The organism is Paraburkholderia sp. EG286A, from assembly GCF_040965375.1.
GTDB lineage: Bacteria > Pseudomonadota > Gammaproteobacteria > Burkholderiales > Burkholderiaceae > Paraburkholderia.
In genome coordinates, this window is the sequence record NZ_JBFRCB010000001.1 from 1,288,441 (window position 1) to 1,305,192 (window position 16,752).

Here is a 16,752-nt window from a genome sequence, read left to right on the forward strand (position 1 = left end):
TCTGAAACGTGGAACAACGTGTATTTCTTCGCGTTATTCATTCACGGTAATAATCAGGAATCTGGATCGCGAAATGTTTCCCGGAATTACGGGAAAAATGCGAGAAATAGCGCGTTTATACCCGCGCATGGGCGTACGGAAAGTCCCTTGTTTTACCGGATATTTCGCTCCATCAGGCTGCGGATGTAATAGTCTGGAACAGGTAAGGCAATGTTAGCCAATAATCGTGGCACGCATGCCACAACCTCTGAAAATCATTCCGGATATCGCGTTATGCTCCGCGCTCGCTCGCTTTCGAGTGAATAACAAAGCAATGGAGTTACGATGAAAAAGTACACCCTTTCCGCCCTCGCAGTCGCTGCAGCCTCTTTCGCCAGCGCCGCACACGCACAAAGCTCGGTCACGCTTTACGGTTTGATTGACGCGGGCGTCCTCTACACGAGCAACCAGTCGGGCAGCTCGAACGTGCAACAGTCGAGCGGCGCGCTCAACGGCAACCGTTGGGGCCTGCGCGGTAGCGAAGACCTGGGCGGCGGCCTCAAGACGATCTTCGTGCTCGAGAGCGGCTTCAGCATTTCGACGGGCGCGGCGAAGCAAGGCAGCCGCATGTTCGGCCGCCAGGCGTTCATCGGTCTTTCGAGCGACCGCGCCGGCGCGGTCACGCTGGGTCGCCAGTACGACAGCGTGGTCGACAACCTGGGCGGACTGTCGCTGAACGGCACGCAGTACGGCGGCACGCTCGCCGCGCACCCGTACGACAACGACAACCTCAACAACTCGTTCCGCGTGAGCAATTCGCTCAAGTACCAGAGCGTGAACTACGGCGGCCTCAAGTTCAATGCGCTGTACGGCTTCTCGAACGCCGCCGGCGGCTTCGCGAACAACCGCGCCTACAGCGTCGGCGCCACGTACTCGTTCGGCGGCCTCAAGGCAGGCGCGGGCTATCTTCAGCTGAACAACTCGGGTTCGACCATCAACAGCAGCGGCGCGGTCAGCGACGACGCGACCTTCACCGCATCGCGTCAGCGCACCTATGGCGCCGGCCTGAACTACGCCTTCGGCGCGGCCAACGTGGGCTTCGTGTTCACGCAGACGCAGCTGAGCAATCTCACGGCCATCAACTCGTCGAACGCGGGTGCGACGACTTCGTTCGCCGGCAACAGCGCGCGCTTCAGCAACTTTGAACTCAATGGCCGTTATGCGTTCACGCCTGCAATCACGGTGTCGGGCGCTTATACGTACACGGACGCGAGCCTGGACGGCGTGAATCCGAAGTTCCATCAGGTCACGCTGCAGGGCGACTACGCGCTTTCGAAGCGCACCGACCTGTACGCCGAAGCCGCGTATCAGCGTGTCGTGGATGGCGAGGGCAAGATCCACGCGGACATCATGGGCGTTTCCGCGTCGGATTCGAACTCGCAAGCCGTGGCGACCGTGGGCATCCGCCATCGCTTCTAACGCGACGACCGCTTGCAACGTGAGCGCCGCGCCAGCGGCGCTCTGAGCACGGGCAGGCAGACGCTTCAGTGTCTGCCTGCCCGCGTGCTTTCCCGCTACGCCGCGCCGGCGCGCAAACACAGGCGATCATCGATTCATGCTCGAGGCGAGCGTGTCGAGCAATTCCCTGGCCTCTCGCAGGTCTGCCGTGCCGAAACCTTCCGTGAACGCGTCATAAACCGGAGCGAGTGTCTGCCGGGCTGCAACGGTGCTTCCCGCTTGCCCAAGAAGCGCCGCCAGGCTCGACGCCGCACGAAGTTCGAGCGATCTGGCTCCCCGGCGGCGAGCCGTTGCGAGGGCTTCGCTGAAACTCGCCTGCGCCGCATCGCGCTGCGCGGCCGCCACGGAGGAAAGACCCGCCGGAAGCAGCGACAACTCGCCTTTTAGGCGGGACAACTCGGGCTCGTGATACCGTTCGTCCGACGTTTCGCAAGCCGAGATTGCCTCGGACAGCGCATGGTGCGCGGCGTCGCGCAAACCCGCCCTTGCATAGGTTTCGCACAACAACGCCAGAAAGTACGAGCGGCCAAGGCGCGCGCCCGTCGCTTCATAGTCGGCGAGGCCCTGGCGCACTTGCGCAATACCCTCTTCCTTTTTCCCTGCCTCCGCTAGCGCCCAGCCGTGGAGCATGGTCGCCCACGCGAGAATCATGGGAAAGCCTTGCTCCGTCGCAAGGGCGATGGCGGCCTCGGCGCAGGCCCGCGTTTGCGCGGCCTCGCGACGCAATTGATGAAGCTCGGCCTTGAAAATGAGCGTTTGCCCGAGGCTGACCAGATCCTTTAGCGAACGGGCGCGAGTGAGCGCTTGTTCGGCATGTCTTAACGCCCCGTCCGGGTAGCCCATATGCCAGAGAACGAGGGCGAGGCTGCCCTCGCCCACGCTTCGCGGATCCCGCCCGTGCGCGAAGACTTCCTCATCGAGTTGTCCGCCGTCCTGCAGCAACGATGCCTTCCCGAGGCCGGCAAGGTAGGCATGCGCGGAGGGAAGCTCACCGAGCCTGAACAGGCTCATGCCGAGCAGATAGTGCGCTTCCATGACTTGCGTGGGATTCTCCGCGCGCTCTGCCAGTTCGAGCAGGCGCTCCGCGATTTCCCGGGCGGTTTTATATTCGGCGCTCAACTGATAAAACATCCGCAGCCCGGTTTGCGCGCGGAACAGATGCGGCGATTGCCCCGCCTGCCTGCACAGTTCCAGCGCGCGTGAATAGGTCGCCTCCACGTCGCGCGAGGCCCAACCCCTCGTGGCCATCAAGACGGGCCCGATGGCGAGCCGCAACGCGAGCTCCCGGTCGGCGCGTTCGGGCGTATCGGGCAGGCCTGCGAGCAGATCCAGCGCGAGGCCGAGCTGGCGAAGCGCCTCGGCGTTCGCCGAGCGCTGCCATGCCTGTTGACCGGCACGGTGCAGATACTCGACCGCTTTCGGTACGTTGCCGCTGAGGCTGTAGTGATGCGCGAGTTCGTTCCAGTAGTCCTTGAGACGTCCATGGAACAGCGCCTCGATCGCCTGACCGATGCGTTCGTGCAGCAGCCGGCGACGCTCGGCAGGCATCGAGCCGCCCGCCACTTCCTGCGTCAACGCATGCTTGAAGCCATATTCCACCGCGGGAAATGCGGGCTGCTCGTAAATGAACTCCCCCGCTTCCAGACGTGACAAGCTCGCGTGCAGCGCGTCGTCGGACAGGTCGACGACACACTGGACGAGATTGGCCGGGAACGTCTTCCCGATTACCGCGAGCGTCTGCAACAGATCCTTGTCTGCGGCCAGCAGCCGATCGATACGCGACGCGAGCACGCCCTGCACCGTGGTCGGGATATGAAGCTCGGCCGGCGCCGCTTCCATCCGGTAGTGGCCGGGTTCCCCCACGAGCACGCGTTCCTCGGCCAGGGTTTGCACGACTTCTTCAATAAAGAACGGATTGCCTTCCGTTTTGTCGAGCACGTGCTGCTTGACGCCCGCGAGCGTCCGGTCGTCGCCAAGGAGCGCACTGATGAGCCCCTGCGCATCGGCACGATCCAGCGGGTCCAGCTGCAGTTGCGCATACCGGGTGCGGTCCGCCCAGTCATGCCGATACTCCGGGCGATAGTTCAGCAGCAACAGAAGGTGCGCACTCGATACGCGCTCGACGAAGCAAGCAAGGAAGGCCTGCGTCTCGCTGTCGAGCCACTGCAAGTCCTCGAACACCAGGACGACGGGCTCGTTCGCGCTTTCGCGCACGAAGAGTCGTGTGATCGCGTCGAACGTGCGATCGCGCCGGATTTGCGAATCCATTTGCGCGAGAGCCGGACCGGGTTCGCCGATCGCAAGCAGATGGAGCAGGTACGGCACACCGTCCTCGAGATTGCGTTCGAGGGACAGCACCCGGCCCGTCACCTTTTCGCGGCATCGCCGTTCGTCGTCTTCCGCGATGATCTGAAAGTAGTTCTTCAGTAATTCGATGAGCGGCAAATACGCGAACGACTTGCCGTGCGAGACCGAAAACGTCTCCACCACGAGGCAGCCTGTGAGCGCCGAACGTTTGAACTCGTGAAAGAGCCTCGATTTCCCCACGCCCGCTTCGCCGACCACGCCGACGATGCTGCATTGCCCGGCGCGCGTCGCGTCGAGTGCCCTGCGCAACGATGCGAGTTCGGGCGCGCGTCCGACGAACCGGGCCAACCCGCGCCGCTCGGCCACCTGAAGACGCGTGCGCAGCGCGCCCGGCCCCTGCACCTCGTACACAGCCAGCGGTTCGGCCACGCCTTTCACCTGTGTCTGCCCCAAGGCCTTGAACTCGAAATAGCCCTCGGTCAGCCTGTAGGTGGACTGGCTTACCAGGATCGATGCCGGGGTCGCAATGGCCTCCATGCGCGAGGCGATGTGGATCGTGTTGCCGACCGGGTCATAGTCCGCTTGCAGGTCGTTCTTGTGGATGGACCGCATGAGGACCTCGCCGGTGTGGACCCCCACCCGGATCTGCAAGGGAATGCCACGCTCGAGGCGAATGCGGTCGCTATGACGGCGCATCGCCTGCTGCATTCTGAGCGCCGCGTAGAGCGCTCGCTGCGGATGATCCTCGTGCGCGATCGGCGCGCCGAACAGGGCGAGAATGCCGTCGCCGAGCAGTTTCGCTACGAAGCCCTCGTAATGGTGAACGGCCTCCATCATCAGGTCGAGGACGGGAGCAATCAGCCGATGCGCCTCTTCCGGATCGAGGCCGTAGATGAGTGCCGTCGAACCGGCCATGTCCGCAAACAACGCGGTAATGGTCTTACGTTCGCTGACGGCCTTGCCGCGCGCTTCGAGGGCCGCCTGCGCGGCGTGGATCTGCTCGGCGAGGTGCGAAGGCGTGTAATCGGCAGGAGAGCGCAGCGACGGCGTATGAGCGACGATGGTGCCGCACTGCTCGCAAAATCTCGCGCCCTCGCGGCATTCGAAGCCACAATTTGTGCAGCGCATATGGCCCCTGATCTCGAGAGACGCCCTCCATGGCAACTACCATTAAAAGCTCAATCGATCGAGGCATCAAGCCGACTCGCAAGCTCATTCAAGTCGTCCACCACGAAATCCCACGCCTGTTCCGCCTTCAGGTCCGTTTTCTGATCGGGACCGTGCTCGGTCGGCCGCACGACGAAAGCGGTCGAAAGCCCGAGCCGGCGCGCCGCGGCCAGGTCGCCGTTGTGCGCCGCGACGAGGCACAGTTCGGCGGGCGCGAGACCCAAAATGTCGGCCGTTTCGGTGTACACCTGCGGCGAGGGCTTGTAAGCGCGCACCACTTCGGCGCCGAGAATCGCGTCCCATGGCAGGCCGGCGCGCCTCGCGATATCCACCATGAGCCGGATGTTGCCGTTCGACAACGGGGCGATGATGAAGCGACGTTTCAGGCGATTCAGCGCCTCGACTGAATCGGGCCACGGATCGAGACGATGCCAGGCCAGGTTGAGTTCGTCGATCCCCGCGTCCGTCACGCCGGCTATACCGCTATGCGCCAGCACCTTCACGAGGTTCTCGCGATGCAGAACGTCGAGGCGCACGTAGGGCCGGCGTCCGCTGCGGATTTCCTCCATGGAAGGCGAATATTCGCGTCGCCAGGCGTCGGCGAACGCGAACGCGTCGAGGTGCGGAGCGTGGCGCTGCAGAAAAGCGGCGGCCTCCCTCGCGACGCCGCTTCGCCAGTCCACGACGGTGCCGAAGACGTCGAATACGAGGGCCTTGATTTCCGTACGGTTCGTCATAGGGGCCAGATTCGGGAGTGGATCGGAGCACGGCATGATGAACCGCCTCGGCCAGGCGGCCAAGGCGGCGCAATACACATTGAAGCACTCAAACCGGATTCGCGTTGACTGTCGCGCCACTACTCTGCGCCCCTCAGGCCGCTTCGGCCTCCTGCTCTCGCCCTGGAATCGCGGCGAGCAGCGCTCGCGTATACGGGTGGCGCGGCGCTCGCCAGATGTCCTGATGGTCGCCGCTTTCGACGATCTTGCCCTGTTGCATCACGTGCACACGGTCGGCGACGTAGCGCACGACCGAAAGATCGTGCGAAATGAAGAGCATGGACAGCCCCAGCTCGCGCTTGAGTTCGACGAGCAGATTGAGGATTTGCGCCTGGATCGAGACGTCCAGCGCCGATACCGGCTCGTCGCAGATCAGCAATGCGGGTTCGAGCACGAGCGCGCGCGCAATGCCGATGCGCTGACGCTGCCCGCCCGAGAATTCGTGTGGAAAGCGTGCGAGCGCCGCCGCGGGAAGTCCCACGCGCTCGAGCGCCGAGCGTACACGCGCACGGCGCGTCGCCGCGTCGCCAACCCCGTTCACGGCCAGCACGGTTTCGAGAATATCGCCCACGGTGCGACGCGGGTTCAGCGACGCATAGGGATCCTGAAAGACCATCTGCACCTGGCGCCGCAATGGCCGCAACGCGCGCTCGCCGAGCGGGACGAGCTCGGTGCCGTCAAGCGCGATCGCGCCGCCCGCAACCGGCACGAGGCGCATGATCGCGCGCGAAAGCGTGGACTTGCCGCAGCCCGACTCGCCCACGAGCCCGACCGACTCGCCGCGGCCGATATCGAACGAGACGCCGTCGACGGCGTGCAGCGCCGGCGCGCCATGGCGCTGCGGGTACGCCACGCGCAGGTCGCGCACCGCGAGCAGCGGCGCGGCGTCCGTCGCCTGAAGGTTCGAAGCCGTACGCTCCGGCACCCTGCGCGGCACCACCGCGAAGCCCGCCTCCTCGCCGGCCCGATCCACGCGATCGGCCGGTGCCGTGTGGCGGATTTCCGGCAAGGTCCACGCGCGGTAGTGCAGATCATCGGCGAGGTTGAGCGAAGCGCCCAGCAGCCCTCGCGTATAGGCGTGGCGCGGGCGCGCGAAGAGCTCCGCCGTTGGCGCTTCCTCGACCTTGCGCCCGGCCAGCATCACCGCCACGCGGTCCGCATGATCGGCCACGACGCCCAGGTCGTGCGTGATCAGCAGGAGCGACATCGACAGCTCGCGGCGCAGCGCGTCGAGCAGTTCGAGAATGCGTGCCTGGATCGTGACGTCGAGCGCGGTCGTAGGTTCGTCGGCGATCAGCAGACGCGGGCGGCACGCCACGGCCATCGCGATCATCACGCGCTGCCGCTGGCCGCCCGATAGCTCGTGCGGGTAGTCGTCGAAGCGGCGCTGCGGCTCGGCAATGCGCACGAGATCGAGCAGTTCGACGGCGCGCGCGCGAGCGGCCCGGCGTGACAGCGCTTCGTGCTGGCGCAGCGTCTCCACGATCTGCGCGCCCACGCTGAGCACGGGATTCAGCGAGGTCATCGGCTCCTGAAAGATCATCGAGATCTGTTGGCCGCGCAACTCGCGCACCGCCCTCGGCGGCAGGCCCAGCAGCTCGCGCCCTTCGAAGCGCACGCTACCCGTGACGCGTCCCGGCTCGGGAACGAGCTGCATGAGCGAGAGCGCCGTGGCGGACTTGCCGCTGCCCGACTCGCCCACCAGCGCGAGCGTCTCGCCCGCCGCGATGTCGAAGCTCATGCCGCGCACCGCTTCGTGCGCCCCGAAACTCACGCGCAGATCGCGCACTTCAAGCAGTTGGCTCACATGGCACCTTTAGGGGCGTTGCCGCTGGCGCGGATTGAGGGCCTCGGTCAGGCCGTCGCCGAGCAGATTGAGGGCGAGCACCGCGAGCACGATGGCGGCACCGGGAATCGCCGTGAGATACCACGCCGTGCGCAGCGAATCGCGTCCGGCGCCGATCATCGCCCCCCAGCTCATGACATTGGGGTCGCCCATGCCGAGGAACGACAGCGACGATTCGATCAGGATCGCGCTCGCCACCATCACCGAAGCCGTGACGATCACGGGCGGCAGCGCATTGGGCAGGATTTCGCCGAAGATGATGCGCGTGTTGCTGAACCCCTGGCTGCGCGCCGCGAGCACGAAGTCCGAGCGCCGCAGCGTGCGGAATTCCGCACGCACGATCCGCGCGACCGTGGGCCACGAGGCGATGCCGATGGCGAGCGCGATCACTACCACGTTGGGCCGCCCGATCGCCACGAGCACGATCACGAGCAGAAAGGACGGTACGGTCTGGAACAGCTCGGTGAGACGCACCAGCGCGTCGTCGACGAGGCCGCCGAAATAGCCGCCGATGGCGCCCACGAGTGTGCCGATCACGAGTCCGATGCCAGCCGAGGCTGCGCCGATCAGCAGCGAAACGCGCGCGCCATGCGCGATGCCGGCCGCTACGTCGCGCCCGAGCGAATCGGTGCCCAGCCAGAATTGCGGGTCGCTGCCCGGCCATTCGAACGGTCCGCCCACCATGTCGAGCGGGTCGCCCGGGTAGAGGCGCGGCGCGAGCACGGCGAGCACGACGAATGCCGCGAGCAGCGCGAGGCCGGCGCAGGCCGAAGGGTTGCGCAGCAGCGCGCGCCAGAAGGCGTGCCCGGCGCGCCGTGTGGGTGCACGGTCGCGCTCGGCGCCGCGGCGGCCGAGCAGCGCGAACGTCAACTGACGCCGCCACGGCGAACCCTGGCGCGCGGCTGCACGTCGTGCGTCAACCGGCAGATCCGGCGATTCGATACTCATTGAGGTTCCTCCGTTAGCCTACGCGCGGATCGAGCCACGCCTGCAGCAGATCGACCACGACGTTCGCGGCGATGACGAGCAGCGACGACAGCAGCAGCACACCCAGCAGCACGCTGAAGTCGCGCGCCAGCACCGCGTCGAGCGCCAGGCGGCCCAGCCCCGGCCAGCTGAACACCGTCTCCGTCACCGCCGCGCCGCCGAGCAGCGTGCCGAAATGCAGCCCCACGAGCGTGGTGAGCGGCATCAGCGCGTTACGCAGCACGTGCCGCAACGTCACGCGCCACGGATGCAGACCTTTGGCCTGCGCCGTGCGCACGAAGTCCTGGCGCTGCACTTCGATCATCGCGGCACGCGTAATGCGGGCGTAGATCGCGACGAAGAACGTGGCGAGTGTCGCCGCGGGCAGCAATACGTGCCTCGCGACATCGGCGGCGTAGGCGAAGCCGTGCAGGTCCGCGCCGATCGTGACGTTGCCGCCGCTCGGCAGCCACCCTAGCCGGACCGCGAACAGAATGATGGCGAGCAGGCCGATCCAGAAACCAGGCGTCGAATAGAACAGCAGCGCGAACACCGACAGCACGCGGTCGGGCCACTTGCCGGCCCAGTGCGCCATCACGGCGCCGAGCACCACGCCGGCGACGAGCGCGAGCGTGAGCGCCACGCCCATCAGCAGCAAGGTATTGGGCAAGCGCGAAAGAATCAGCTGCATCACGGGCATGTCGTAGCGTGGCGAATAGCCAAGACTGAAATGCGCGAGATGCTTCAGATACGTCGCGAGCTGCACGAGCAAGGGCTGGTCGAGCCCGAACTTCGCGCGCAGCATCGTCATCGTTTCCGTCGTCGCGGAGCCGGCTTCGCCGGCAATCACGTCGGCGGCGTCGCCCGGCATCAGCTTGAGCAGGAAGAAGTTGAGGATCACGATGCCCAGCACCGTCGGCAGCGCTTGCCAGGCGGTGCGGCGCAGGATCGTTTGCCAGCGGGCACTGCGGCTCATCATCGGGCTCCTTCGAGGGTTGCGATGCGCGCTCAGGCGCTCAGCCAGACGTCGGCGAAGTTGCCTTCCAGGCCCTGTGCGCTCACCGTGTGATCGTGCACGCGCCGGTTGGCGAGCGTAACCATGCGCGGCGCGACGAGATTGAGGATCGGCAGATCGCGGTACACGGTCTGCTGGAACTGTTTGTAGAGGCTCACGCGGCGGCTTTCGTCGATTTCGACCGACGCCGCTTCGAGCAGACGATCCGCTTCCGCGCTGCTATAGTGCGGCGCATTCGAGAACGGCACGCCGGGGCGGATATTCTTCGACCAGTACAGGCGCTGCACGCCCACGGCCGGATCGAACAGCGTGTTGACGCCGATGCTCGTGAAATCGAACTGGCGATCGGCGTAGACACGCTTGAGGAACGACGGCAGATCCTGCGAGCGCACCGTGACATCGATGCCCACGCGCGCGAGCGCCGATTTCACGTAGCCGGCCTGGCGCTGGTACATGTCGCCGTACGGAAGGTAGTCATGCGTCAGCTTGAAGCGTATGCCATCCGCGCCGCGCGGCTTGCCTGCCGCATCGAGCAGCGCCTCGGCCGCGTGCGGGTCGAACGCATAGGGCGTGATCTGCGCATCGTGATACGGCGAGGCGGGCGTAATGGGCGTGGGCGAGACGTCCGCATAACCGTAGGCCACGGTCTTTTGCACGACCTGCGCGTTGATTGCATGCGCGATGGCCTGGCGCACGCGCGAGTCTTTCAGCACCGGATGATCGAGATTGAAATCGATCTCGGCCAGAGGCTCGAGGAAGCGATAGCCACGCGTTTCGGTCACGAGCTGCGGCAATTGCGTGAGGCGCGGCAGGTCGGTGAGCGGCACGGGGTTCTCGCCGCCCAGATCGAGCGCGCCGGTTTCGAACGCCGCCGAGCGCGCGGCCGGATCGGGAATGACCTTGTAGACGAGCGCATCGATATACGGCTTGCCCGCGTCCCAGTAGCCGGGATTGCGCTCGTAGACAATGCTCGCGCCGCGCGTCCACGACTTGAAGCGAAAAGGCCCGGTGCCAATTGGCGCGTTGTTGTGCGGGTTCGTGAGCGGGTCGCCCGTGGCGTACAGGTGCTTCGGCACGATCGGCGACTCGCCCGCCGAAAGCGCCTTGAGCAGAAATGGCGCGGGCTTCGACAGTTCGATGATGGCCGTGCTGGCGTCGGGCGTCTGCACCTTCGTCACGTTCGCAAAGGTACTGCGTCCGCGCGGGTGAATCGCTTTGAGCAATTCGACCGAAAACGCCACGTCCGCGGAAGTGAACGGCTGGCCATCGTGCCAGCGCACGTTCTGACGCAGCTTGAACGTGTAACGCAGACCGTCGGGGCTCACGCTCCAGGCGGTGGCCAGTTGCGGTTGCGGCTTCAGGTCGAAGTCGTAAGCAAGGAGTCCTTCCAGCACCTTCGAGCTTGCGGCGAGCGCGGGTCCCGTGGTCTGGAAGATCGACACCAGCACGGGCGGCTCAGGATTGATCAGCACGTTCAACGTGCCGCCGCGTTTGCGCGCGATGGCGCCCTGGGCGCGGGCAAGCGCGGGCAACCCCGCGGCTGCGGCGGCCGCGCCGCCTGCAATGAGAAATTCACGACGGGTCAAACGTGACATGCTGATGCGTTCCGATATCTATGAGGCTACGAGCGGCTAAACGTTGCGATCTGCGAGAGCCGGGAAATTCGCGCCGTGGCGACAGTGCTGCAATCGTAGCAACCGCCTCCTCGTGCGCTAACCAAGCGATGCTGCTATTCATATGACCCGGCGCGTCGAAGCTGAAGCGCGACAACGCAATTGGAAAGCAGAAAAGCTTCTTTGTTATTCGCGTGCCGCACGTGTTTAATCGGTGGATTGACCGATCGACCAGCACGGCGCCAGGCGCCGCAACGAACTTCCAGGGGTGTCTGTCTTGAGTGAAATTCCCGTGGCCGAGCCGCGCACATCTGCTGTTGCATCGACGCCCTTTGTGCCCGTCGCCTCCCCCGCCGCCTTTTCCGATAGCCCCGTGGCGCGCGCATTCGCGCAGCCGCTCATGCTGGGGCTGTTCCTGCCGATTCAGGCTGGCGGATGGAGCGCATCGACGCTGCCGCGCGGCACGGACTGGTCGTTCGACTACAACGCCGCACTGGTGCAGACGTGCGAAGCGCTCGGGTTCGATCTCGTCTTCGCCCTGTCGCAATGGCTGCCGAAAGGCGGCTATGGCGGCGTGTTCGACGGCCATGCGCTCGACTCGTTCATGACGCTCGCGGCGCTGACCGCGCGCACCGAGCGCATCATCCTGGCCGCCACGACCCATGTGCTCTACGGGCCATGGCACCCGCTGCACTTCGCGAAGTTCACGGCCACGCTCGACCACATCTCGCGCGGACGCTGGGGCATCAACGTGGTCACGGGGCACCGCGCCGTCGAGCACGAGATGTTTGGCTGGAACCGCATCGAGCACGACCGGCGCTATGAGATGGCCGCCGAATTCCTCGACGCCGTGCAGCAGTTGTGGGCGCAACCGGACAACTTCAGTTTCGAGCCGGAACTTTCGGGCTGGCGCCTGCAAGGCGCGTACGTCACCCCCAAGCCGCGCTATGGGCGCCCGCTCCTCATCAATGCGACGGGCTCCGACGCGGGGATCGACTTCGCCGCGCGCTACTCGGACGCGGTGTTCATCACGAGCCCGGCGGGACCGCAGATCGATCGCGCGCTCGAAGCGCTGCCCGCGCACACCGCGCGCGTGAAAGCCGCGGCGCGCGCATATGGGCGCCAGGTACGCACGCTGATCAATCCGATGGTGATCTGCCGCGAGACGTCCGCCGAGGCGCGCGCCTATCACGACGCGATCGTCGCGCACGCCGATGAGGGAAGCTTTCACCGCTTCGACAGCGACGCGCATGCATGGCGCGGCGGTTTCGAGGATCGCGCGAAGGCGGCCTCACGCGCGGTGGGCGGCAACATCGCGATCGTGGGCTCGCCTGAAGAGGTGGCCGACAAGATCATCAAGCTTCACGCGGCAGGCATCGACGGCGTGCAACTGAGTTTCTACGATTTTCAGCCCGACCTCGACTTTTTCGGCGAGCGTGTGCTGCCGCTGCTGCACGAGGCTGGCCTGCGCCGCTGAATCGTGTCGTTGCGGCGCCCGCAGCGCGCCGCGCAACGCCGCACATCAGGCGCGCTGAAGCTCCGAGCCGATCGCCGCCGCGCCCACGCCCGGCCGCTCGAGCCCGAGATGCGAGCGCAACGTATTGCCTTCGTATCCGGTTCGAAAGAGCCCACGCCGTTGCAGGATCGGCACCACGCCGTTCACGAACGCCTCCAGCCCGTCCGGCAGCGCGTCTGGCATGAGGTTGAAGCCGTCGGCGGCCTCGCCCTTGAACCAGTGCTCGATATCGTCGGCGATCTGCTCAGGTGTCCCGACGATCACGCGATGCCCGCCGCCACCCGCGAGCGCGCGGATCAACTCACGCACCGTATGGCCGCCTCGCCGTGCCTCGGCGATCGTGGCATGGAAGAACGTGTGATTGCCGTTGCCGCCGTGCGGTAGCGCGAGGTGCTCCGGCAGGCGCGCGTCGAGGTCGAGCTGATCGGGCGACAGGCCCAGTGTACCGGCGAGGCGCGTGAGGCTGTAGCGCCACGGAATCTGCTCGACGAGTTCGTCGCGGCGCCGCAGCGCCTCGGCCTCGGTCGCGCCGATAATGGTCGTGAGGCCCGCGAGCACCTGCACGCCCTGCGTGCGCCCGTACGCTGCGGCGCGCGCATTGAGGTCGCGCCGATACGCTACCGATTCCTCGAACGATTGCGAAGCAGAAAATACAGCCTCGGCGTGACGCGCCGCGAGATCGCGGCCATCGCCCGATCCGCCCGCCTGCACGACGACAGGATGACCTTGTGGCGCACGCGGAAGATTCAGCGGCCCCTGCACCCTGAAAAAGCGCCCTTCATGCGCGACCGGCCGCACCTTCGTCGCGTCGATGAAGCGGCCGCTCGCCTTGTCGCCGATGAAGGCGTCGTCGTCCCAGCTGTCCCAGAGGGCCTTGACGAGTTCCGTGAACTCCGCGGCCCGCGCATAGCGCTGCGCGTGATCGGGCACCGTGTCGTGGCCGAAATTGCGCGCCGACGGCAAATCGGCCGTCGTCACGACATTCCAGCCCGCACGGCCACGACTGACATGATCGAGCGTGGCGAAGCGGCGCGCGATGTTGTAGGGCTCGTTGTAGCTCGTCGAGGCCGTGCCGATCACGCCGATGTGCGTGGTCGCCGCCGCAATGCTGGCGAGCAGCACCGTGGGCTCGAGCGCCGTGATCGGACGGAAGTCGATCTGGTCGATGATCGCCGCGTTGTCGGCGAGAAAGACCGCATCGAACTTCGCGCGTTCCGCAAGTTGCGCGACCCGTACATAGTGCGCAACGTCCACGAATGCGCGAGGATCGGCGTCGGCAAGACGCCACGCCGAGGGCACGAAGCCCGAATGCAGGATATTGACGTTCAAATGCAGGCGGCGCGACGAAATCCGGCTCATCGTTTGGACTCTCCCTGGATCATCGGTTTCAGAACACGCGGCCTTCGGTGAGGTGCGTCGTCACGCCGTTCAAGGCGTAGTCGCCCACCACGCGCGCCTTGTGCAGCAGCGGGTTGTGACTGAAGATCGTGCGCAGGTTGCGCCAGTGCCGGTCGAAATTGTGCGCGCGCGAAGTGGCCGACGCCCCGCCGGCTTCGAACAGGCGCTCGGCGGCTTCGAGCGCCAGCTTGCTCACCACGAGCTGCGTGCGCGCCGTCGCCAGTGCGCCTTCCAGCACGAGCTGATCGGCGTCCGGCGCACCCGCGCGGATCGCCTGCGCCGACCGATCGAGCGTGCGGGCGTTCTCGCGCACCAGCGCGTCGATCGCATGGCTGTGCGCGGAGAGCGTGCCGATGACCTGCTGAATGAAGGCATCCTCGCGCGCGGAGGGCGCCGTGCTGTGCAGGACGGGGCGCCCATGCTCCAGCACGTAGTGCCTCGCGTCCGCGACCACGTTGCGAACGATGCCCGCGGCCACCGCGACGAGGTGGAGTTGCCGCAGCGCGCCGCCATGACGGCCGGCGAGCGTGGCCAGGCCGCGTTCCGTGATCTCGTCGGCGCGCACCAGCAGGTTTTCGAACACGAGACTGCCGCTCGCCGTCATGCGTTGCCCCATGCCGTCCCAGTCGTCGAGCACCGTGAGCCCTTCGCGCCGCACCGGCACGATCGCCACCACGGGCTGGCCCTCGTCGTTGAGCACGCTCAGGCGTGCATAGTCGGAAAAGGCCGTACCGGTCGAATAGTATTTGCGGCCGTCGAGCCGGTAATGCTCGCCGTCGCGCCTGAGCGCCGTGGTGTATTCGCCGGGCCGTGACGTACCCAGCTCGGTCGAGGCGCCCCCGAAAATGGCGCCGTCGATCACGCGCTGGATCTGCAAATCGTTGAATGGCGTGCGCGCCGACAGCAAAAGCGCTTCGGTCTGATCGTAGTGAATGCGCAGCGCGTGCGCGAGATTGCTGTCTGCCGCGGCCAACGTGGTGATCACGTCGAATTCGTCCACGAGCGAGCCGCCCAGGCCGCCCCATTCCACCGGCAGCCGAAGGCGTCCCAGCCCCGAGCGCCGGAATGCGTCGAAGCCCTCGAAGGGTAATTCGCGGCGCCCTTCGCGCGCGGCCGCGTCTTTGCCGATTTCATTGGCGAGAGATGGCAAGTCTGCGAGCGCATCCTGCAACGATAAACCGGCCGCGCGAGCGCGCACCGGAAGTTGAGTGGGAAGAGCGGACATTGCGTTTTCCTTTTTGTCAGGCCCGCGAATTATTTCGATTCCCGGGCGGCCACGAGGCGTTTTGCCAAAGGGAAAAGTATAGGGAGCGCATTGCGCGCGACTAAACACCGAATTCGCATTTTGTTATTCGCATCTCTGCGTTGGCCTGCAGTTCGCGCAATTGGACAGCGCGACATTGCGACCAAAGCAAATCACCATCGCGCGTGGACCTATTTCACGATTCGTTCTTTGACCTCGCGGCAAGCGCTTGCCGATAATCGATTGCTCCATGCCGTCCGCGCAGAGGTTCTGCGCGATGCGCTGTTCGCGACCGAGGAATCTTCATGACGCTGCTCTGGTACACCCGTTGCCCTGCGCCGACGCCATTCGGCATTGCCGCGCAGCAAGGATTGTTGCAGGACGAATTCGCCGCCGACGGCATCGAAGTGAAGGCATTGCAGGACGCCGACGACCCGGCCATCCGCCGCTCGCATTTCACGCATGCGCAGCCGTGGTCGTTTCGTCAGGGCGGCAACATTCCGGCGCTATGGGCGCGGGCGCAAGGCAGCGATACACGGCTCATCGGCGTGAGCTGGGTCGATGAGTTTCAGGCGCTCATCACGCTCGATCCGCACCTCACGCCCACGCGCGCCTCGCTCTCGGGGCGTCGGTTCGGATTACCGATCAATACCGCCGGCGAAGTAGTCGATTTTCATCGCGCCACGGCACTGCGTGGCCTGCATACGCTGCTCGAAGCCATCGACGTCGCGCCTGCCGACGTCGAGTTGGTCGATCTGCCGCATGCGCCCCGTGGCCTCGCCCACGCAAAGCCCGACGCATCCGCACCGCTTGCCGAGTGGCTCGATGCGCAGCGCGCTCACGAATTCTCGCGCGAGGCGGCGGCGCTGCTGCGCGGCGAAGCCGACGTGGTGTTCGTGAAGGGCGCGACCGGACTCGACATTGCCAACGTGCTCGGCGCGCGCGTGCTGGTCGACAGCAGCGCGCATCCCGACCGGCGTGCGCACGCGAACAACGGTACGCCGCGCCCGCTCACGGTCGATGCGCAACTCCTGCGCGAGCGTCCCGACCTCGTCGAACGCGTGCTCGCACGTACGCTCGACGTGGCCGCGTGGGCCGGCGCGCATCCCGGCGACGTCACGCGCTATGTCGCCCGCGAAGTGCGGACTGCCGAGCACTGGGTGACGCGTGCCTATGGCGCGGGCCTGCACCGGCAACTCGCGATCGGACTCGACGCCGGGGCGCTCGACGCGCTCGCGCACTTCAAGCGCTTTCTCTTCGAGCACGGCTTCATCGCGGCCGATTTCGACTTCGCGCAATGGGTCGATCCGGCGCCGCTCGAGGCGGCGCTGTCGCGTCTCGCGCAGCGTGCCGGCGTGCTCGGCGGATAACCCAAAGGGCGCTGGCTGCCAGCGCGCTCATTTTCTCC

Annotated in this window: 11 protein-coding genes; 3 read left to right on the forward strand and 8 right to left on the reverse strand. The window is 65.9% G+C overall.

Annotation, left to right across the window (positions count from 1 at the left end; all coding sequences use genetic code 11):
- The first annotated feature begins 324 nt into the window (after positions 1-324).
- On the forward strand, positions 325-1,458 hold the full coding sequence (locus tag AB4Y35_RS05755) for a porin (RefSeq protein WP_368686880.1): 1,134 nt from the start codon (positions 325-327) through the stop codon (positions 1,456-1,458).
- 126 nt (positions 1,459-1,584) lie between these two features.
- Here AB4Y35_RS05755 and AB4Y35_RS05760 read toward each other — a convergent pair whose 3' ends face one another.
- The 6 genes from AB4Y35_RS05760 to AB4Y35_RS05785 form a co-directional block, all read right to left on the reverse strand.
- On the reverse strand, positions 1,585-4,932 hold the full coding sequence (locus AB4Y35_RS05760; protein ID WP_368703673.1) for an adenylate/guanylate cyclase domain-containing protein: 3,348 nt from the start codon (positions 4,930-4,932) through the stop codon (positions 1,585-1,587).
- A 50-nt stretch (positions 4,933-4,982) separates the two neighbouring features.
- Positions 4,983-5,708: a haloacid dehalogenase type II gene (locus AB4Y35_RS05765; protein ID WP_368703674.1), complete on the reverse strand. Its 726-nt coding sequence runs from the start codon at positions 5,706-5,708 to the stop codon at positions 4,983-4,985.
- 133 nt (positions 5,709-5,841) lie between these two features.
- Complete coding sequence (locus AB4Y35_RS05770; protein WP_368703675.1) at positions 5,842-7,554, reverse strand: dipeptide ABC transporter ATP-binding protein; 1,713 nt, start codon at positions 7,552-7,554, stop codon at positions 5,842-5,844.
- A gap of 9 nt (positions 7,555-7,563) precedes the next feature.
- Positions 7,564-8,541, reverse strand: a complete 978-nt coding sequence (locus AB4Y35_RS05775) for an ABC transporter permease (protein WP_368703676.1) — start codon at positions 8,539-8,541, stop codon at positions 7,564-7,566.
- A 13-nt stretch (positions 8,542-8,554) separates the two neighbouring features.
- Positions 8,555-9,535, reverse strand: coding sequence for an ABC transporter permease (locus tag AB4Y35_RS05780; RefSeq protein ID WP_368703864.1), 981 nt, complete (start codon positions 9,533-9,535; stop codon positions 8,555-8,557).
- A 32-nt stretch (positions 9,536-9,567) separates the two neighbouring features.
- Complete coding sequence (locus tag AB4Y35_RS05785) at positions 9,568-11,169, reverse strand: ABC transporter substrate-binding protein (RefSeq protein WP_368703677.1); 1,602 nt, start codon at positions 11,167-11,169, stop codon at positions 9,568-9,570.
- A 310-nt stretch (positions 11,170-11,479) separates the two neighbouring features.
- Here AB4Y35_RS05785 and AB4Y35_RS05790 point away from each other — a divergent pair, with 310 nt between their 5' ends.
- On the forward strand, positions 11,480-12,664 hold the full coding sequence (locus AB4Y35_RS05790) for an LLM class flavin-dependent oxidoreductase (RefSeq protein WP_368703865.1): 1,185 nt from the start codon (positions 11,480-11,482) through the stop codon (positions 12,662-12,664).
- Positions 12,665-12,709: 45 nt separating this feature from the next.
- On the opposite strand, the gene AB4Y35_RS05795 is transcribed toward AB4Y35_RS05790, so the two are convergent.
- Entirely contained in the window at positions 12,710-14,062 is a 1,353-nt protein-coding gene (locus AB4Y35_RS05795; RefSeq protein ID WP_368703678.1) for an LLM class flavin-dependent oxidoreductase, read from the reverse strand.
- A 28-nt stretch (positions 14,063-14,090) separates the two neighbouring features.
- Entirely contained in the window at positions 14,091-15,326 is a 1,236-nt protein-coding gene (locus tag AB4Y35_RS05800) for an acyl-CoA dehydrogenase family protein (protein WP_368703679.1), read from the reverse strand.
- A gap of 323 nt (positions 15,327-15,649) precedes the next feature.
- Here AB4Y35_RS05800 and AB4Y35_RS05805 point away from each other — a divergent pair, with 323 nt between their 5' ends.
- Positions 15,650-16,714, forward strand: coding sequence for an ABC transporter substrate-binding protein (locus tag AB4Y35_RS05805; RefSeq protein ID WP_368703680.1), 1,065 nt, complete (start codon positions 15,650-15,652; stop codon positions 16,712-16,714).
- Positions 16,715-16,752: the final 38 nt, after the last annotated feature.

Coding starts and splice junctions, on each gene's coding strand:
- AB4Y35_RS05805 (WP_368703680.1), top strand. CDS start 15,650: ATGACGCTGCTCTGGTACACCCGTTGCCCTGCGCCGACGCCATTCGGC.
- AB4Y35_RS05760 (WP_368703673.1), bottom strand. CDS start 4,932: ATGCGCTGCACAAATTGTGGCTTCGAATGCCGCGAGGGCGCGAGATTT.
- AB4Y35_RS05785 (WP_368703677.1), bottom strand. CDS start 11,169: ATGTCACGTTTGACCCGTCGTGAATTTCTCATTGCAGGCGGCGCGGCC.
- AB4Y35_RS05800 (WP_368703679.1), bottom strand. CDS start 15,326: ATGTCCGCTCTTCCCACTCAACTTCCGGTGCGCGCTCGCGCGGCCGGT.
- AB4Y35_RS05765 (WP_368703674.1), bottom strand. CDS start 5,708: ATGACGAACCGTACGGAAATCAAGGCCCTCGTATTCGACGTCTTCGGC.
- AB4Y35_RS05775 (WP_368703676.1), bottom strand. CDS start 8,541: ATGAGTATCGAATCGCCGGATCTGCCGGTTGACGCACGACGTGCAGCC.
- AB4Y35_RS05795 (WP_368703678.1), bottom strand. CDS start 14,062: ATGAGCCGGATTTCGTCGCGCCGCCTGCATTTGAACGTCAATATCCTG.
- AB4Y35_RS05755 (WP_368686880.1), top strand. CDS start 325: ATGAAAAAGTACACCCTTTCCGCCCTCGCAGTCGCTGCAGCCTCTTTC.
- AB4Y35_RS05780 (WP_368703864.1), bottom strand. CDS start 9,535: ATGAGCCGCAGTGCCCGCTGGCAAACGATCCTGCGCCGCACCGCCTGG.